Annotated in this window: 16 protein-coding genes; 2 read left to right on the top strand and 14 right to left on the bottom strand. The window is 58.9% G+C overall.

Going from position 1 to position 17,872, the window contains the following annotated elements:
- Position 1: 1 nt before the first annotated feature.
- Genes yacG through pilB form a run of 5 tightly spaced genes read right to left on the bottom strand, consistent with a single transcriptional unit; the run spans position 2 to position 4,613 of the window.
- Positions 2–202: a DNA gyrase inhibitor YacG gene (yacG, locus tag ACZ89R_RS13290; RefSeq protein ID WP_077750267.1), complete on the bottom strand. Its 201-nt coding sequence runs from the start codon at positions 200–202 to the stop codon at positions 2–4.
- Positions 199–822 (bottom strand): dephospho-CoA kinase, encoded by a 624-nt coding sequence (gene coaE / locus ACZ89R_RS13285; RefSeq protein ID WP_429545558.1) that lies wholly within the window; start codon positions 820–822, stop codon positions 199–201. The genes yacG and coaE overlap by 4 nt, the downstream gene beginning before the upstream one ends.
- Entirely contained in the window at positions 819–1,691 is an 873-nt protein-coding gene (locus ACZ89R_RS13280; RefSeq protein WP_429545559.1) for a prepilin peptidase, read from the bottom strand. The genes coaE and ACZ89R_RS13280 overlap by 4 nt, the downstream gene beginning before the upstream one ends.
- Before the next feature lies 1 nt (position 1,692).
- The gene (locus ACZ89R_RS13275) at positions 1,693–2,910 is read right to left on the bottom strand and encodes a type II secretion system F family protein (protein ID WP_429545560.1); all 1,218 of its coding nucleotides are present in this window, start codon (positions 2,908–2,910) and stop codon (positions 1,693–1,695) included.
- Positions 2,911–2,912: 2 nt separating this feature from the next.
- Positions 2,913–4,613, bottom strand: a complete 1,701-nt coding sequence (gene pilB, locus ACZ89R_RS13270) for a type IV-A pilus assembly ATPase PilB (RefSeq protein ID WP_429545561.1) — start codon at positions 4,611–4,613, stop codon at positions 2,913–2,915.
- Between the two features lie 226 nt (positions 4,614–4,839).
- On the opposite strand from pilB, the gene ACZ89R_RS13265 reads away from it, so the two are divergent.
- Positions 4,840–5,262 (top strand): pilin, encoded by a 423-nt coding sequence (locus tag ACZ89R_RS13265; protein WP_429545562.1) that lies wholly within the window; start codon positions 4,840–4,842, stop codon positions 5,260–5,262.
- A gap of 316 nt (positions 5,263–5,578) precedes the next feature.
- On the top strand, positions 5,579–5,935 hold the full coding sequence (locus ACZ89R_RS13260) for a BON domain-containing protein (RefSeq protein WP_007901973.1): 357 nt from the start codon (positions 5,579–5,581) through the stop codon (positions 5,933–5,935).
- A 281-nt stretch (positions 5,936–6,216) separates the two neighbouring features.
- Here the strand turns inward: ACZ89R_RS13260 and ACZ89R_RS13255 are convergent, their stop codons facing one another.
- From ACZ89R_RS13255 to folK, 9 genes are all read right to left on the bottom strand, one after another.
- On the bottom strand, positions 6,217–6,513 hold the full coding sequence (locus tag ACZ89R_RS13255) for a DUF2845 domain-containing protein (RefSeq protein WP_429547858.1): 297 nt from the start codon (positions 6,511–6,513) through the stop codon (positions 6,217–6,219).
- On the bottom strand, positions 6,513–9,503 hold the full coding sequence (locus ACZ89R_RS13250) for a DUF748 domain-containing protein (protein ID WP_429545563.1): 2,991 nt from the start codon (positions 9,501–9,503) through the stop codon (positions 6,513–6,515). The genes ACZ89R_RS13255 and ACZ89R_RS13250 overlap by 1 nt, the downstream gene beginning before the upstream one ends.
- 61 nt (positions 9,504–9,564) lie before the next feature.
- Entirely contained in the window at positions 9,565–10,581 is a 1,017-nt protein-coding gene (locus ACZ89R_RS13245) for a class I SAM-dependent rRNA methyltransferase (protein WP_429545564.1), read from the bottom strand.
- A gap of 191 nt (positions 10,582–10,772) precedes the next feature.
- Positions 10,773–12,710, bottom strand: a complete 1,938-nt coding sequence (acs, locus tag ACZ89R_RS13240) for an acetate--CoA ligase (RefSeq protein ID WP_429545565.1) — start codon at positions 12,708–12,710, stop codon at positions 10,773–10,775.
- Positions 12,711–12,940: 230 nt separating this feature from the next.
- On the bottom strand, positions 12,941–14,605 hold the full coding sequence (gene pgi, locus ACZ89R_RS13235; protein ID WP_038981528.1) for a glucose-6-phosphate isomerase: 1,665 nt from the start codon (positions 14,603–14,605) through the stop codon (positions 12,941–12,943).
- Positions 14,606–14,836: 231 nt separating this feature from the next.
- Positions 14,837–15,217 carry an aspartate 1-decarboxylase gene (panD, locus tag ACZ89R_RS13230; RefSeq protein WP_123497181.1) on the bottom strand — a complete coding sequence of 127 codons (381 nt, stop codon included), beginning with the start codon at positions 15,215–15,217 and terminating at the stop codon, positions 14,837–14,839.
- Positions 15,218–15,345: 128 nt separating this feature from the next.
- Positions 15,346–16,206: a pantoate--beta-alanine ligase gene (gene panC, locus ACZ89R_RS13225; protein ID WP_429545566.1), complete on the bottom strand. Its 861-nt coding sequence runs from the start codon at positions 16,204–16,206 to the stop codon at positions 15,346–15,348.
- Complete coding sequence (gene panB / locus ACZ89R_RS13220; protein ID WP_008068507.1) at positions 16,203–17,003, bottom strand: 3-methyl-2-oxobutanoate hydroxymethyltransferase; 801 nt, start codon at positions 17,001–17,003, stop codon at positions 16,203–16,205. The genes panC and panB overlap by 4 nt, the downstream gene beginning before the upstream one ends.
- 382 nt (positions 17,004–17,385) lie before the next feature.
- Positions 17,386–17,871, bottom strand: a complete 486-nt coding sequence (folK, locus tag ACZ89R_RS13215; protein ID WP_429545567.1) for a 2-amino-4-hydroxy-6-hydroxymethyldihydropteridine diphosphokinase — start codon at positions 17,869–17,871, stop codon at positions 17,386–17,388.
- Position 17,872 lies beyond the last annotated feature (1 nt).

Raw genomic sequence — 17,872 nt, 5'->3', positions numbered from 1 at the left:
ATCAGTGGCGCGGGTCGAAGTCTTCGCTGAACATTTCGTCTTCGGCATCCGGGCTCACCGGGATCTTGTGTTCTTCCGACGCCCAGGCGCCCAGGTCGATCAGTTTGCAACGGTCTGAACAGAATGGCCGGAACTTGTTCTCCGGGCTCCATTCGACAGGGGCGCCACAGGTTGGGCAATCGACGGTAGGGGTTTGGCTCATGACTGGCCTCCACGCAAAGTAAGGTAAAAATGATGCAGGCGTTCGACCTCGCTGTGCAGCCAGGCGAGGTCGCGGTCGTTGACCACCACATCGTCGGCATGGCTCACGCGGTCCTGTCGGCTGGACTGGGCCTTGAGGATCGCCTGGACCTGCTGTTCGCTGGTCTGGTCACGCTGCAGGGTGCGTTCGATCTGTAACTGTTCCGGGGCATCGATCACCAAAACCCGTTGGGTCATGGCGTACTGCCCGGACTCGATCAGCAGCGGCGAAACCAGAATCGCATAAGGCGATTGTGCCTTGGCCAGATGGTGAGTGATTTCTTCGGCGATCAGCGGATGCAACAGCGCTTCGAGCCAGCGACGTTCATCCGGCACTTCGAAGATCAGCTTGCGCAGCGCCGCGCGATCCAGTTGGCCGTCGGCTTTCAGCACGCCGGGGCCAAAGTGCTCGGCGATCTTCGCCAGGGCCGGGCGACCGGGTTCGACCACCCAGCGAGCCGCATGATCGGCGTCCACCACATGCACGCCCAGATCGATGAAGTGCTGGGCGGCCGCGCTTTTGCCGCTGCCAATGCCGCCGGTCAGGCCGAGAATCCAGGGTTTTTCCACAGGGGTATTCATTTCAAACCGACAAACTGCCAATAGAAGCCGGTTATTTGACCACCCCAGAGCAAGGCAATCCAGCCGGCAATGGCCAGATAGGGGCCAAAGGGCAGCGGAGTCGAGGTTTTCGCATCCCGCAGGCGCAGCAAAATCACCCCGAAGACGGCGCCCAGCAGCGATGACAGCAGGATGGTCAGCGGCAGGATCTGCCAGCCGCCCCAGGCGCCGAGCATCGCCAATAGCTTGAAGTCACCGTAGCCGATGCCGTCCTTGCCGGTGATCAGCTTGAACAGCCAGAACACCGTCCAAAGCGCCATATAGCCGGCCACCGCGCCCCAGAGCGCGTCATGCAGTGAGACGAAGAGCCCGAAACTGTTGACGATCAACCCCAGCCATATCAACGGCAGCACCAGCACGTCCGGCAACAGCTGGTGTTCGGCGTCGATCAGGCTCATCGCCAACAGCCCCCAGCTCAGGACCAGCACCATGCAGGCCTGCCAGCCGAAACCGAAATGCCAGGCGACGAACGCTGACAGCACGCCGCAGGCCAGTTCGGTCAGCGGGTAACGTTTGCTGATCGGCGTCGCGCAGTTCGAGCATCGCCCGCGTAAAAACAGATAACTGAGCACGGGAATGTTTTCCCACGCTCGAATCCGATGGCCACAGTCGGGGCACTCGGAGTGAGGCAGTATCAGGTTGTAAGCCGGGCCGGGAGCTTCGGGTGGCAAATCCAGAACGTCATGGGCTTGCAAGCGCCATTCACGCTCAAGCATTTTCGGCAGGCGCCAGACCACCACGTTGAGAAAACTGCCTATCAGCAAACCGATCACCCCTGCGGTGATCACGAAGGCCAGCGAGTTGTGACTCAGAAATTCGTTCAAGGACATATCAGATCGCTGAGCCAAGTTGGAAGATGGGCAGGTACATCGCAACCACCAGGCCGCCGACGATAACCCCCAGCACCACCATGATGAAAGGCTCCATCAGACTGGTCAGGTTATCGACCATGTTATCCACCTCGTCCTCATAGAAGCTCGCGACCTTGTCGAGCATGTCGTCCAGTGCGCCAGACTCTTCGCCAATGGCCGTCATCTGGATCGCCATGTTCGGAAATATACCGGAGGTGCGCATCGCAAAATTCAGCTGCATGCCGGTGGAAACATCCTGCCTGATGCGTAATACCGCTCGCTTGAACACGATGTTGCCGGTTGCGCCTGCCACTGAATCCAGGGCTTCGACCAGTGGCACGCCGGCAGCGAACGTCGTCGACAAGGTGCGGGCGTAACGGGCCACGGCGGACTTGTACATGAGCGCGCCAACCAACGGCAGTTTCAGCAGCCAGGTGTCCATCCGGTCCCGAAAGCCCGGGGACTTTTTAAAGGCATGGCGGACGCCGAAAACCAGCGCACCCAACAGGCCGAGCACCATCCACCACCAGGCCTGCAGGAACTCCGACAAGCCGATGACCATCACGGTGAACGCTGGCAGTTCGGCGCCGAACCCCGAGAACACTGACTCGAACTGCGGCACAACCTTGACCAGCAGAATCCCGGTCACAATGATCGCGACGAACACCACCGCCAGCGGGTAGGTCATGGCTTTCTTGATCTTGGCCTTGAGGCTTTCGCTCTTTTCCTTGTAGGTCGCCACCCGTTCCAGCAGGGTATCCAGAGCACCGGCCTGCTCGCCGGCATCCACCAGATTGCAGTACAGCTCATCGAAATACTGGGGCTTTTTGCGCAGGGCCGCGGCGAAGCTGTTACCGGCCGCGACTTCCTGTTTTACCTCGTCCACCAGTTTGCGCATGTTCGGGTTATCGAAGCCCTCGCCGATAATGTCGAACGATTGCAGCAACGGTACGCCGGCTTTCATCATGGTCGCCATCTGCCGGGTAAACAGGGCAATGTCCAGGGCCTTGATGCGTTTGCCGGCACTGAAAATGGACGCGGTTTTTTTCCGCACCTTGCCCGGGTTGATCCCTTGCTTGCGTAACTGGGCCTTGATCAGCGCGGGATTCTGGCCGGTCAATTCGCCGGTCATTTTTGCGCCTTTTTTGTCTGTGCCTTCCCAGGCATATACGCTGATTTTCGCTGCTTTGACCGCCATGTTCAGTCCTTCGTGACCCGATTGATTTCTTCAAGGCTGGTGATGCCTTGCATGGCCTTGAGTAGGCCCGAAGTACGCAGGTCGTTGAAGCCGTCCTTACGCATCTGGATGTCGATTTCCAGTGAATTGCCTTCGGCCATGATCAGCCGTTGCAGTTCTGGGGTGTTCTTTACCACTTCATAAATCCCTACTCGCCCTTTGTAACCGTTATTGCACTGATCGCAACCAACCGGTTCATAGATCGTGAACGAGCCGATGCGTTCCTCGGGAAAGCCTTCTTTGACCAACGCCTCGCGGGGAATCTCGATGGGTTTTTTGCAATGACTGCACAATTTGCGCGCCAGGCGCTGGGCGATGATCAGGCTGACCGAGGTCGCGATGTTGAACCCCTGAATCCCCATGTTGTGCAAGCGGGTCAGGGTTTGCGCGGCGCTGTTGGTGTGCAGGGTGGAAAGCACCATGTGCCCGGTCTGGGCGGCCTTGATGGCGATTTCGGCGGTTTCGAGGTCGCGGATTTCACCGACCATGATCACGTCCGGGTCCTGACGCAGAAACGAGCGCAGCGCCTGGGCGAAATCCAGTCCCTGCCTGGGATTGACGTTGACCTGGTTGATGCCTTCGATGTTGATTTCTACCGGGTCTTCGGCAGTGGAAATATTGATGTCGACGGTGTTGAGGATGTTCAGCCCGGTATAGAGCGACACGGTCTTGCCCGAGCCGGTAGGGCCGGTCACCAGGATCATTCCCTGTGGCTGCTTGAGCGCGGCCATGTACAGGTCTTTCTGGTCGGGCTCGTAGCCGAGGGCATCGATGCCCATTTGGGCGCTGGACGGGTCGAGGATCCGGATTACCACTTTCTCGCCCCACAAGGTCGGCAGTGTGTTGACCCGGAAGTCGATGGACTTGCTTTTGGACAGGCGCATCTTGATTCGCCCGTCCTGGGGTTTGCGCCGCTCGGAGATATCGAGACTGGCCATGACCTTCAGCCGCGAGGCAATGCGGTTGGCCAGTTGTGTCGGCGGCCTGGCGACCTCCCGCAGCATGCCATCGGTGCGCATGCGCACGCGGTAGATTTTTTCATAGGGCTCGAAATGCAGGTCGGAAGAACCGCTCTTGATCGCGTCGAGCAACATCTTGTGGACGAAGCGCACCACGGGGGCATCATCGGCATCTTGCCCTCCGAGGGAGTCCTGTTTCTGCTCATCGACCGACTCGATGTCCAGCCCGTCAAGGTCGACATCGGCCATGTCTTCCAAGCCGGTGGAATGGTTGTCGAAGAATTTTTCGATGGCGTCGCTGAGCTTGTCTTCTTCCACCAGAATGGCTTCGGTGCTCAGCCCGGTGCTGAACTGGATGTCGTTGATGGCCTGGTGATTGGTCGGATCGGAAATCCCCACGAACAGCTTGTTACCACGCCGCCAAAGGGGCAGGGCGTGGTGCTGGCGGATCAGCTTCTCACTGACCAGCCCTCGGGGTTGGGTGTCCTTGTCCAGGCAGTTGAGGTCCAGCAGGGCCATGCCGAAATGCTCCGAGGCCACCTCGGCGACCTGCCAGCTTTTCAGCAGTTTGTTTTGCACCAGATAGCTGACCAGCGAAATTCGATTGCGTTGGGCTTGTTGATACGCCTGTTGCGCACTTTGGTCAGTGATCAGCTCGGCCAGTACCAATTGCTTGGCCAGACCGCTAAGGGCGATGTCATTCATTGGGATACCGGACGCAGACAGTGAATGACTTATAGCCTAGTCAAGCAGTGGAACCAAACCAGTCGGGGTGAGGTGACAAAAAGTGTCAGATAGTGCGGATCCTTGGAGTAGGAAGGGTCTTTGCCGCGATCTCGCGCCCAGCAGACAGGGACGCGCGCGGCTTGGCATGACCTGTGCTGTGCCTTGTTCAGATCATGAGATTTCGACTCATGCATGGAGCCTGTCTATGAAAAATCAAAAAGGTTTTACTCTGATCGAGCTGCTGATCGTGGTGGCGATCATCGGGATTCTGGCGACGTTTGCGTTGCCGCAGTATTCGAAGTACCAGGCGCGGGCGAAGGTAACCGCTGCGGTTGCAGAAATCTCGGCACTGAAGGTGCCTTTCGAAGACATCATCAATCAAGGCACTAACCCCACACTCGCTAATACCGGCGGTACTTTGACCACAGGTAATTGCACGGTTGCGGTAGCGGGTACTGCCTCTGACGGTGCGGGCACTATTGGCTGCACGATTCTCAACGCACCGGGGCCGGTGCTCGGTAAAACCATTACGCTTACGCGCTCACTCGCCAGCGGCTGGACGTGCGCTACGACGGTGGAGCAGGAATACGCGCCTAAAGGCTGCACTGCCGCGGCCGCTGCTGGCTGATCCATTGTCACTCTGCCAAAAGCCCCGCGTTTACAACGCGGGGCATTTTTTTGCTCGTCATTTGGGGGCCAATTCAATAATCAAGAAAATCCCCGACAATTCATGGCCTTAGGCCTGCGTTAAAACCCGCAAGTTGCATGTAGATAATTTCGCAGTCATGCAATTTGCATGATTCCGGAAATTGCCATTATGGTTAACCTATTGATTTAAAATATTTTATTTTTTATGTCGCTGTTGGCACAGCGTTCGCACTATCTCCTGTAACCCTGCTGACAAGACACGCAGCAGACTTTCCAGAAATACAGGAGTTACTCGTATGAAGAAGTTCGCTATCGCTGCCGCTACTGCTACCGCGTTGACCCTGACCATGGCCAACGCTGCATTTGCACAGACCACCCAAGCGACTCAGGCACCCATGATGCTGGCCGCCGGTGAAGTCACTGAAGCGAAAGAGGATGTTTCCGATACCTGGATCACAACCAAAGTCAAAGCAGACCTGGTCACCGAAAAAGGCATCCCAGGCACCGACATCAAAGTCGAAACCAACAAAGGCGTTGTTTCCCTGTCTTCCATGACCGTTCTGACAGACGCTCAGAAAACAACCGCCGTGGCTATCGCCAAGAAAATCAAAGGCGTCAAAGCGGTGTCCGCTGACGGCCTGAAATCCGAGTAAGGCAAGGCTTCTCGCCTGGACCGGGAGAAGGAGCGGTAGACGGGCCGAGTCATACGTCTGCCGCAACTTGAGAGTTCATGCGAAGGCCACAAGGATGTGGCCATTACAGGCCCTGGCATTCGTGTCGGGGCCTGTTCTATTGCGGGCTACGCAAAACAACTGTGGGAGCGAGCCTGCTCGCGATTGCTGACTAACATTCGACACGTACGTTGAATGACAGACCGCTATCGCGAGCAGGCTCGCTCCCACAGTTGAATGTGCCCCACTTCGGGTTGTGGTGCTCAATTCCCACGCTTGCTGGTGATTTGAACCAACCGGTTGCCTTCAAAGCGCAGGTACTGGTACATCCCGCTGTTGGGCCCGTAGGTCCATTCCTCGACTTGAAATTCTTCCCGTCGATTGGCGCTGCGCTTGTAGCCCAGCAAGTCGCGGGCAACGGGCTCTCCGCATTTTTGCAGCACTTCGCTGGACCTGTCCCCGACGCTGATCAATTGACTGCCACAACGCAAGGTCTCGGCCGCCGCTGCCTGGCTGGCAACCAGCAACAGAGCCAGGCTCAGAAGCCAATGTGCGCCCATCATTCGGCATCCAGATGCATGGGCGTGATAACGCGGCCATCGCTTTCTGCCTCGCCGAGGCTGGCGTCGATGAAGTACACGCGGTCATCGGCCAATTGCCCCTTGTCCACCAGATAATCCTTGATGCTGCTGGCCCGTTCTTGCCCCAGTTGACGCAACAGCACCTCGCTGGAACTCCAGAACGCGATCACGCCTTCCCGCATTTTTTTGCTGCGTTCTTCCTTGCCCAGATCCTTCCATTCGGCGGGTGGCTGGGTCTTGAGGCGTGTGCGGTAGATCCCTTCAAGCAGCGGGCCTTTCTCGTTGTCCGGTACGTCCAGCAACGAGGCTTGGGCCGGTACTTTGTCACCGCGACGCTGGAGCATCTTGTAGTAGTTGTACTGGTATTCCCGCTCCAGACGTTGCTCGGCAATCAGCGGGCCATCGCTGCTCTTGGCGGCAGTGCCTTCGATTTCCAGGCGCAGGGCCGGACGCTCCTTGAGCGCTTGGGACAGTTTGACCAGCGCCGCTTCGGCATCTTTGCTCAGGTCACTTGAGCCCGGTGCGAACGCCACGCTGCCCAAGTCTTCCGAACCACCGCCGCTGACCAGGCCGCCAATCATTTTGAATGGCGCTGCGGCCGCTTTCACGATCAGGTTGCGCAGGGTCTGCCAGATAATCGGCATGACACTGAACTGCGGGTTGTTCAGGTCGCCGCTCACCGGCAGTTCGATGGAAATCTTGCCGTCGACATCCTTGAGCAAGGCAATCGCCAGCTTCAGTGGCAGGCTCACCGCGTCCGGGCTGTCGACCTTTTCACCCAGTTGCAACTGCTCGACCACCACTTTGTTTTCGGCCAGGAGCTGGCCGTTGGTGATCTTGTAATGCAGGTCGAGATTGAGCCGGCCCTTGCGGATACGGTAACCGGCGAACTTGCCGGAGTAGGGCGTCAAAGTGGTCAGTTCCACCCGTTTGAAACTGGTGGCGATGTCCAGGCTGGCCATCGGGTCGAACGGATTGACCGAGCCCTTGATGGTCACCGGTGCATAGCGGTCGACCTTGCCTTTGATGTCGACGCTGGCCGGTTTTGCCTGTCGGCTGTCGATGGTGCCAATCTTCCCGTTGAGCTGTTGAATGGCTGTGGCGAAGTTCGGGGTCAGGCTGAAGTCGGCGAAGTTTGCCGAACCGTCATTGATGGCAATGCCGCCAATGTGGATACCCAACGGTTTTTCTTTTCCGGCTGCCGGTTTGGCCGCAGTGGTGGTTGTGGCGCCGGAGTCGGCCGGTTGCGGGATCAACAGGTCATCGACGTTGGTGGTGCGATCATCGTTGATCATGAAGCGTGCATAAGGCTGGAACAGGTTGACCTTGTCGATCGACAGGCTGTCGCCATGCTGGTAGTTCAGGCCTTCGAGCACCAACTGTTGCCACTTGAGGAAGTCGCGGGTTTTCAGAGTGTCGAGGGTATGCAGCTGATCGACCTGGGCTTTGCCTGTGACGCTGAACGCCAGCGGTTCGGTGCTTTTCAGGTCGACCGCCAGATCACTGCCCAGCATGCCGCTGCGCAGTTCGAGACGAATGAACGGGTTGATGTAGGACTGGGCGACGCGCAGGTCGATGTCCTTCGTCTGCACGTTCAGTTTGGCGCTGATCGGGGCCAGATTGACCACGCCGTCCGCTATGATCTTGCCTTGCTTGCCCACGCCGGTGTCGAGCTTGAGGTCGAAAGGTGAGCCATTGAGGCTGTCGAAATTTTGCAGGTCCAGGTTCAGCGGACCCACCTCCAGCGCGACCTCCGGTTGTGCCTTGCGGTCGGCCAGATGTACCTGATAGTCACGTAGCTGCACGTCTTTGAGCAGCACCTGCCAAGGCTTGCTCGGCGCAGTCGGTTCAGGCTTCGGCGAATCGGCTGCTGCCGGCGCGCTGGCTGGCTCGGCATTGGCTTTGTTGGCCGCTTTGGATGGCTGACTGGCGAACAGTTTTTGCCAGTCGAGTTGCCCGTCGGCTTCGAGGGCGGCCCAGGTTTCCAGTTTTTTGCTGCGGATCTTGCCGACCACCACTTGCTGTTTGGCCAGGTCTACGGTGGTTTCGCTGATGTCCAGTCGCTCGAGCTTCGCCAGCGGTCGACCATCCGGAGTCTTGATAGCGAAAGGCGCGACGCTGACGGCAACGTTGCTCAACAGCAGTTCGGTTTCCTTGGCCAGGTTGAGTTTGTAGTCGGTGCTGAGGCTGATGACGCCCTCTTCGAGTGCGAGTGGCACAGCATCACGCACATAGGGCCAGAAGGATTTCATCTTGCCGTCGGTGATTTTCAGCTTACCTTCGGAGGCGATCGGGATCAGGCTGAAATTACCGGTCCAGTCGATCTGTCCACCTGCCGGGCCGATGGCGACCAACGTCATGTCGGCACTGTCTTCAGGCAGGGTGCTGAGGTTTTTCAGTTCGAAATCGAGTTTGTCATAGAGGAACTCGATGGGTTCGCTGGGCCGTGCATCCTCGAAATGCAAGGAGCCGCCGGCCAGTTTGATCCGCTCCACGCGCAGGGGGAATGGTTTGGCGTCCGGATCGACCGGGGTCGGTTCGCTGGCGGGGATTTTGAACAGGCCGAGCAGGTTGAGTTTGCCGTCCTTGCCGAAAAGGATTTCGGTCTTGGGTTTGTCCAGTTCGATATCGGACAAGTGCAGCGCCTTGGTCCAGAGGCTATCGATCTGCAGGTTAGCGTACAGACGTTCGAAGCCCACTTGCTCTTTGCCCGGCTCGCCGATGACCAGGCCCCAAAGGGTGACTTCAAGGCTGAACGGATTGAGTTCGATCCGCTGAATCGTCGCGGGTGTCGTGGCGTAGTTGGCCAATTGTTGATTGGCAATCCGCAACGCGATGCCCGGCAAAATCAGAAACCCCAGCAGGCTATAAAGAGCCAGGGCAGTCAACAAGGCGCCGATAGCGCGAATCAATCCTTTGGGCATGTGCGGCTTCATTTGTCGGAATCGGAGTGCCTTGGAGTATGGCATGCGTTTGCGGTTCCGAAGCAACCAGGCTTTATAGGATTTATCTGATTATCGGTGCGAATTTTCAGAGCTGCAGAATCAGCGTTTTCAGTGGCGGCTGCTGATCCATCGATGGGAAATCGCTGCCCGGTGTCAGCGCTGTCCACTCGCGCACCGGGCGCCCGGCCTTCTCTGCGCAGCGCAAAACCTGCTCGCGCCAATCGTCCATGCTGACCTTCGCCAGGTTGTTGCAGCAGATCAGTACGCCATCGTCGGCGATGGTCAGCAGTGCCGGTTTGAGCAGGCTTTGGTAGTCGCGCAACAGGTCGACCGTGCCGAACGCACTCTTGGCCCAGGCCGGAGGATCAAGCAGCACCAAATCGTACTGACGCGGGTCCAGACGTTGATAGCTCGGCAGTTTCTGGCCGCGACGCTGGCTGATCGGCAGACCGGCCAATTGGCGAATTGCCGGAAAGTAATCGGACTGAATGAATTCCATCGTTGGCAATTGCGGGTTGAGCAAGCCGTTCTCACGACCGACCGCCAGATTGCCTTCGGCAAAGTCCAGGTTACACACCTCGCTCGCACCACCCACTGCGGCGCTGAGGCCGACGCCACAGGTGTAGGCAAACAGGTTCAGCACACTTTTGTTTTTGCTGTGCGCCTTGACCCAGCCGCGAGCGTTGCGCAGATCGAGAAACAGCAACGGGTCCTGGCCGGCGTGGCGCCCGCGAACCCGGTAGTTCAGTCCCCATTCGTGGCCGATCAAATCTTGCAGGGCGGCTTCGTCGGCGCGGTAGACGGTGTCTTCGCGGTCGATGCGCGAGTTACCACGGGAACGGTCGTTGTAGACCAGCAGGGTGTCGAGGCCCAACTGCTGATTGACGATCTCGTGCAGTTGCAGCAGAGCGTCACGCTCCAGCGCCTGATGAAAACTCTGCACCAACAGTTGCGGACCGTAGCGGTCGATGGTCAGGCCGCCGGCGCCTTCCTGGCTGCCGTGGAACAAGCGATAGCAATCGGTGCCTTGCTGATGCAACTCGGCAAGCAGGTCCTGACGATGATCGAGGGCGGCGCGCAGCGCCTGATTCAAGGAAGACATGCTGGGCGCCTTGCAGGAGGGAATTGGGGCGCGGGAGTTTAACAGCTTGGACGATGAAGAACCTGTACCTGTAGGAGCGAGGCTTGCCCGCGAAGACGGCGGGACAGTCAACATCAATGTCGCCTGACACACCGCTTTCGCGGGCAAGCCTCGCTCCTACAGGAATGTGATGGCCAATTCACAACATGGGCTCATTGGTTCAGCCGCTGATCGATCAGCCCTTGCACCACGCTCGGGTCGGCGAGGGTGGAGGTGTCACCCAGGCTGTCCAGTTCGTTGCAGGCGATCTTGCGCAGAATTCGCCGCATGATCTTGCCCGAGCGGGTTTTCGGCAGGGCCGGGGCCCACTGGATCAAGTCCGGTTTGGCGAAGCTGCCGATTTCTTTGCTGACATGCGCCAGTAACTGTTTCTTCAATTCGTCGTTGGGTTCGGTGCCATTCATGGGCGTGACAAAGGCATAAATGCCCTGGCCTTTGACGTCGTGGGGGTAACCGACCACGGCGGCCTCGGCGATGCTCTCGTGCAGCACCAGCGCGCTTTCCACTTCGGCCGTGCCGATGCGGTGCCCGGATACGTTGATCACGTCGTCGATGCGGCCGGTGATCCAGTAATCGCCGTCCTCATCGCGACGTGCGCCGTCGCCGGTGAAGTAATAGCCGGGGTAGGGTTTGAAGTAGGTTTCGATCATCCGTTTCGGGTCGCCGTAGACGCTGCGGATCTGCGCCGGCCAGCTGGACTTGATGGCCAGTATGCCGCTGCCGGCGCCTTTGATTTCCTTGCCGTGTTCGTCGAGCAATACCGGTTGCACGCCGAACATCGGTTGCGTGGCGCAACCGGGTTTGACCCGTTGGGTGCTGACCAGCGGGCTGAGCATGATGCCGCCGGTTTCGGTCTGCCACCAGGTATCGACAATCGGGCAGCGCTGCTCGCCGACTGTATTGAAATACCACTCCCAGGCTTCCGGATTGATCGGCTCGCCGACGGTGCCGAGCAATCGCAGGCTCTCGCGGGACGTTTCCTTCAACGGCTCGGGACCTTCACGCATCAGTGCACGCAGGGCAGTCGGGGCGGTGTAGAAGATGTTCACATGGTGCTTGTCGATCACCTGCCAGAAGCGCGAGGTGCTGGGGTAACTCGGCACGCCTTCGAAGATCAGCGTGGTCGCCCCGTTGGCCAGGGGTCCGTAGACGATGTAGCTATGGCCGGTGACCCAGCCGACATCGGCGGTGCACCAGAAGACTTCACCGTCGCGATAGTCGAACACGTACTTGAAGGTCATGGCGGCTTGCAGCAAGTAGCCGCCAGTGGTGTGCAGCACGCCTTTGGGTTTACCGGTGCTGCCGGAGGTGTAGAGGATGAACAGTGGGTCTTCGGCGTCCATCGGCTCTGGCGGGCAGTCGTCGCCAACGTCGCGCAAAGCCTGGTGGTACCAGATGTCCCGATCCTGGACCCAGCTAACCTGGCCTTGGGTGCGTTCGACCACGATCACGGTGTTCACGTCGGGGCAGCTTTGCAGCGCGGTGTCGACGTTCTGTTTGAGCGGCACGAATTTACCGCCGCGCACGCCTTCGTCGGCAGTGATCACGGTGCGGCAATCGGCGTCGAGAATCCGGTCACGCAAAGAGTCCGGGGAGAAGCCGCCGAACACCACCGAATGAATCGCACCGATTCGCGCGCAGGCGAGCATGGCGTAGGCGGCTTCGGGGATCATCGGCATGTAGATGCACACGCGGTCGCCTTTCTTCACGCCGCGGCCTTTGAGCACGTTGGCCAGTCGGCAGACGTTGTGATGGAGTTTTTTGTAGGTGATCTGGGTGGATTCGGCGGGGTCATCGCCTTCCCAGATAATCGCGATTTGATCGCCGCGTTTTTCCAGGTGACGGTCGATGCAGTTGTAACTGACGTTTATCTGTCCACCAGCGAACCAGCTCGCTTCACCGGTTTTCAGGTCGTAACGCTGGACGGTTTGCCACGGCGCGCTCCAGTCGAGAAAGCGTGTGGCCTGTTCGGCCCAGAAGGAGCTAGGGTGCTCGATGGATTGGCGGTACAGGCGTTGGTAGTCGTCTTGACTTAACTGTGCAGCCCGGCGGACGGCATCGGCTTTGGGAAACGTGCTGATATCGAACATGACGGTTCCTTATTCTTGTTTTGCGACAAGAGGGGAGCTGCGCGACCCTCGTAGGAGTTGCCGGAGGCTGCGATCTTTTGATCTTGTTTTTTACAATCAAGATCAAAAGATCGCAGCCTCCGGCAGCTCCTACAGTGATAGCGCACGCCACCGATTTTGCGGTAAACCCGGTGCCGTGGAACTGTCGATATTGCAAGCTGTAGGGGCAGGCAAACCGCCCCTTCAGCCTATCACCCGCGGTGACGACCGCGGAAGTAGTTGATCAAGCCTTGGGTGGAGGCATCGTCGGCCGGGGTTTCTTCGCTGCCGACCAGGCGGTTGTAGACGCCTTTGCCCAGCTCCTTGCCCAGTTCCACGCCCCACTGGTCGAAGGCGTTGATGCCCCAGACCACGCTTTGCACGAAGACTTTATGTTCGTACAGCGCCACCAGTGCGCCAAGACGACGCGGGCTGATGCGCTCGACGACCAGGGTGTTGCTCGGACGGTTGCCCGGGATCACCTTGTGCGCCGCCAGCTTCTGCACTTCGTCCTCGCTCATGCCCTTGTCACGCAACTCGGCTTCAGCCTCGGCGCGAGTCTTGCCGAGCATCAGTGCCTGGCTTTGCGACAGGCAGTTGGCGTACAGCCACTGGTGATGGTCGGACACCGGATTGAAGCTGACGATTGGCACGATAAAGTCGGCCGGAATCAGTTGGGTACCTTGGTGCAGCAACTGGTGATAAGCGTGTTGACCGTTGCAGCCGACGCCGCCCCAGATCACCGGGCCGGTATCGGTGGACACTGGCGTGCCGTCCTGGCGTACGCTCTTGCCGTTGGATTCCATGTCCAGCTGTTGCAAGTGTTTGGTGATGTTGCGCAGGTAGTGGTCGTACGGCAGGATCGCGTGGCTTTGCGCACCCCAGAAGTTGCCGTACCAGACGCCGAGCAACGCCAGCAGTACCGGCATGTTCTGTTCGAATGGCGCGCTCTGGAAGTGCTGGTCCATGGTGTAGGCACCGGACAGCAGCTCTTTGAAGTTCGACATGCCGATGGCCAATGCAATCGGCAAACCGATAGCCGACCACAGCGAGTAACGCCCACCAACCCAATCCCACATCGGGAAGATGTTTTCTTCGCGAATACCGAACGCTACCGCTGCCGCGTTGTTGCTGGAAACGGCGATGAAGTGACGGTACAGCTCGGCTTCCGAACCGCCCTGAGCCAGGTACCAGGCGCGTGCGGCCTGGGCGTTTTTCAGGGTTTCGAGGGTGTTGAAGGATTTCGACGAGACGATGAACAACGTGGTTTCGGCGCGCAGCTTCATGGTCAGTTCGTGGAATTCACTGCCGTCGATGTTCGCCAGGTAATGGCAGCGCACGCCTTTCTGGGCGTAGGACAACAGCGCTTCGGACACCAGCTCAGGGCCGAGGAACGAGCCACCGATGCCGATGTTGACCACGTCAGTGATCGGCTTCTCGGTGTAACCGCGCCACAAACCATCGTGGATACGGCCCACGAGGTCGGTGATCTGGTTCAGCACTTTATGCACGTCGGGCATCACGTTGACGCCGTTGACCGACAGCTTGTCGCCCACCGGGCGGCGCAGTGCGGTGTGCAGGGCGGGGCGGCCTTCGGAAGAGTTGACGATTTCGCCATCGAACAGCGCTTTGATCGCGCCTTTGAGGTCGACTTCGTTGGCCAGGCCCACCAGCAGATTGCGGGTCTCGGCGTTGATCAGGTTTTTCGAGTAGTCGAGAAACAGGCCGCAGCTGCTAAGGGTGAATTGAGTAAAGCGCTGCGGATCGGCATTAAAGGCTTCGCGCATGCTGAAATCTTGCATGGCTTGGCGGTGGTCATTCAGCGCTTGCCAGGCGGGCAGAGCGGTAACGTCGTGAGGGGTGCGGTAATACGCCATCGCTGCGGTTTTCCTTTTTACTTGAACGGCCTTTTGAACACTAAAAATCCCGGAGCGCTGCGGGTGGGCGTCCGGTCAACTGCGTCGACACGATTTCATGGCGCAGGGCGAATACAGTAAACCTCGCGCTGCAATCTGTCTTGACTTTGTCTGACCTGCTCCCGGTACTTTTTTAACATTTAAACAGGGAGCGGTCCGACAAACGGAAGGCTGACAGGGGCGTCGGCTCGATCAGGCGACCTGAACCGGAATGGCATTGCTGGTGTGGCTCAACTCGTTACCCGGCGCCATATAGAGCATGCGCGGCTTGAAGTTGAGCAGCTCGGCTTCGTTGTAGTGGGCGTAAGCGCAGATGATCACGCGGTCGCCGACCTTGGCCTTGTGCGCCGCGGCACCGTTGACCGAAATCATGCGCGAACCTTCTTCGCCACGAATCGCGTAGGTGGTAAAGCGTTCGCCGTTGTCGACGTTGTAAATCTGGATCTGTTCGTACTCACGGATGCCGGACAGGTCCAGCCATTCACCGTCGATGGCGCAAGAGCCTTCGTAATCGAGTACAGCGTGGGTAACTTCGGCGCGATGCAGCTTGGCCTTGAGCATGATGGCGTGCATGAGTGTTTCCCCAGGTCGGAATCGAACGGCGGGAGCGCCCACAGGCGCGTAGGAGCTGCCGCAGGCTGCGATCTTTTGATCCCACCGTTATTTTTTGATGTTGCTGTTTAATCTTTTGATCTTGTCGTTTAAACCGCAGCGTCAAGGTTCAAATGCAGGTTGTCGATCAACCGCGTCGTGCCCAGGAACGCTGCCACCAGAATCACCAGATCCCGATCTTCCGCCGTCGCCGGACGCAAGGTCAGCGCATGGCGAATTTCCAGATAGTCCACTCGCAGACCGGCGGCTTCGAGTTGCTTGATCTGCTCGTTGATCAACGTCGGGTAATCGCGCTCGCCCTGTTTAATTGCATCGGCAATATGGGTCAGGGTGCGATAGACCACCGGCGCGATGGCCCGCTGTTCTTCGCTGAGGAAACCATTGCGCGACGACAGCGCCAGACCGTCGGCCGCACGTACGGTAGGCTCACCGATAATCTGGATCGGCATGTTCAAGTCATGCACCAGGGCGCGAATCACCGCCAGTTGCTGGAAGTCTTTCTGGCCGAAGATCGCCAAGTCCGGCTGGACCATGTTGAATAGCTTGCTGACTACGGTCGCCACCCCTTCGAAATGCCCCGGACGGCTGGCGCCGCACAGGCCTTCGGACAGTTGCGGAACACTGACGCGGGTCTGACCGGCCATGCCATCGGGGTACATTTCTTCGACGGTGGGTGCGAACAGCAGATGGCAACCGGCCTGAAGCAGTTTCTCCTGATCGGCGGCCAGGGTTCGCGGGTACTTGTCGAGGTCTTCGCCGGCGCCGAACTGCAGCGGATTGACGAAAATGCTCGCGACCACGAAATCCACCCGTTGGGTGGCTTTGGTAATCAGCGCGATATGCCCGCTGTGCAGGTTGCCCATGGTCGGCACGAAGCCGATACGTTTGCCTTCGCTACGGGCGCGGGCCACGGCGGCCCGCAGTTCGCGTACGGTTTTTACGGTGTTCATGCAGAGAATCCGTGTTCGATGCCAGGGAAAGTCGCCGCTTTGACTTCAGTGACGTAAGCGCTCAAGGCTGCCTGGACGCTGGTTTGGCCAGTCATGAAATTCTTCACGAATTTCGGCACGCGGCCGGTAATGGACAAGCCCAGCATGTCGTGCAGGACCAGCACCTGGCCGTCGGTGCCACTGCCGGCGCCGATGCCGATCACCGGGATCTTCACCGCCTGGGAGATTTCTTCGGCCAGTTCGCTGGGCACGCATTCGAGCAGCAGCATGGCCGCACCCGCCTGTTCCAGGGAAATCGCGTCGGCACGCATTTGCCGCGCCTGGTTCTCGTTGCGGCCCTGGACTTTATAGCCACCCAGGATGTTGACCGATTGCGGCGTCAGCCCCATGTGCGCGCACACCGGGATGCCTCGTTCGGCCAGCAGACGGATCGAGTCCGCAAGCCACAATGCCCCTTCAACCTTGACCATGTGCGCACCGGCCTGCATCAACAGGGCGCTGTTGGTCATGGTTTGTTCGAGGGTGGCGTAAGCCATGAAGGGCAGGTCGGCGAGGATCAGGGCATCGGTGTTGCCGCGTTTGACGGCTGCCACGTGGTAGGCCATTTCGGCGGTGGTCACCGGCAGGGTACTGTCGTGACCCTGCAAAACCATGCCGAGTGAGTCGCCCACCAGCAGCACTTCAACCCCAGCCTCGTTGCAGGCGTGGGCGAAGGTCGCGTCATAGCAGGTCAGCATGGTGATCTTTTCACCTTTCTGCTTGAGGCTCTGGAGCGTGGTCAGGGTGATGGCTGGCATGAAAAAATCCTCATTACAGGCGCTTTGGAAACTACTGCGAGTAACGCGCGTGATTCGTCATTTATACAGGCGCACCTTCTTTCGTGGTGCTTGTAAGGCCTGGATTGCGCCCTTTGGCGCCGCGTTGGCGGCAGCGGGACGCCTATAGTCGTGAGGAGAACCCGGGAAGTCAATTGCGTGTGTTACCGCATTGTTACGCGTGGGGTGTTACCGGCGTTACTGATGCGATTCAGCAGGTCGGCAGGGATGATTTGCAGATTTTTTGTCCGACAAAAAACCAATGTGGGAGCGAGCCTGCTCGCGATAGCGGTCATTCAGTCAACATCATTGTTGAATGTCAGTCCGTCATTGCGGGCAGGCTCGCTCCCACAGGGATATTTTGTCAGGCGTGAGAAATGCGTTCCAACCCGACGAACGGGCAGGCAGTGAGTAATTCTGCGAGGCTGCGGCCATCGGCCAAGCGCAGATCCGCCGGTGCCAGCTCGGCCAGCGGATAGAGCACAAAGGCTCGCTCCTGCAAATGATAGTGGGGGACTTTGAGGCGAGGTTCGTCGATCAGTCGATCGCCGAACAGCACGATGTCCAGATCCAGCGTGCGTGGGCCCCAGCGTTCAAGGCGCTCGCGGCCCTGGCCGTTCTCGATGGCCTGCAGTGCATCCAGCAGGTCCAGTGGCGCGAGAGCGCTGTCGAGTGCGGCGACCGCGTTGGTGTAACGCGGTTGGCCGGGCAGCAGCGAATCGCTTTGATAAAACCCGGAAACCCCGACCAGTTCGGTTTGCGGCAATTGCGCCAGCGCTGCGACAGCGCTGCGCAACTGTTCGGCGGGGTCAGCCAGATTGCTGCCCATACCGATGTAGATGCGTTCCATG

The organism is Pseudomonas sp. TE3728, assembly GCF_056279145.1.
This window is presented reverse-complemented; position numbering and strand designations above follow the sequence as displayed.

Coding starts and splice junctions, on each gene's coding strand:
- yacG (WP_077750267.1), bottom strand. CDS start 202: ATGAGCCAAACCCCTACCGTCGATTGCCCAACCTGTGGCGCCCCTGTC.
- coaE (WP_429545558.1), bottom strand. CDS start 822: ATGAATACCCCTGTGGAAAAACCCTGGATTCTCGGCCTGACCGGCGGC.
- ACZ89R_RS13280 (WP_429545559.1), bottom strand. CDS start 1,691: ATGTCCTTGAACGAATTTCTGAGTCACAACTCGCTGGCCTTCGTGATC.
- ACZ89R_RS13275 (WP_429545560.1), bottom strand. CDS start 2,910: ATGGCGGTCAAAGCAGCGAAAATCAGCGTATATGCCTGGGAAGGCACA.
- pilB (WP_429545561.1), bottom strand. CDS start 4,613: ATGAATGACATCGCCCTTAGCGGTCTGGCCAAGCAATTGGTACTGGCC.
- ACZ89R_RS13265 (WP_429545562.1), top strand. CDS start 4,840: ATGAAAAATCAAAAAGGTTTTACTCTGATCGAGCTGCTGATCGTGGTG.
- ACZ89R_RS13260 (WP_007901973.1), top strand. CDS start 5,579: ATGAAGAAGTTCGCTATCGCTGCCGCTACTGCTACCGCGTTGACCCTG.
- ACZ89R_RS13255 (WP_429547858.1), bottom strand. CDS start 6,513: ATGGGCGCACATTGGCTTCTGAGCCTGGCTCTGTTGCTGGTTGCCAGC.
- ACZ89R_RS13250 (WP_429545563.1), bottom strand. CDS start 9,503: ATGCCATACTCCAAGGCACTCCGATTCCGACAAATGAAGCCGCACATG.
- ACZ89R_RS13245 (WP_429545564.1), bottom strand. CDS start 10,581: ATGTCTTCCTTGAATCAGGCGCTGCGCGCCGCCCTCGATCATCGTCAG.
- acs (WP_429545565.1), bottom strand. CDS start 12,710: ATGTTCGATATCAGCACGTTTCCCAAAGCCGATGCCGTCCGCCGGGCT.
- pgi (WP_038981528.1), bottom strand. CDS start 14,605: ATGGCGTATTACCGCACCCCTCACGACGTTACCGCTCTGCCCGCCTGG.
- panD (WP_123497181.1), bottom strand. CDS start 15,217: ATGCACGCCATCATGCTCAAGGCCAAGCTGCATCGCGCCGAAGTTACC.
- panC (WP_429545566.1), bottom strand. CDS start 16,206: ATGAACACCGTAAAAACCGTACGCGAACTGCGGGCCGCCGTGGCCCGC.
- panB (WP_008068507.1), bottom strand. CDS start 17,003: ATGCCAGCCATCACCCTGACCACGCTCCAGAGCCTCAAGCAGAAAGGT.
- folK (WP_429545567.1), bottom strand. CDS start 17,871: ATGGAACGCATCTACATCGGTATGGGCAGCAATCTGGCTGACCCCGCC.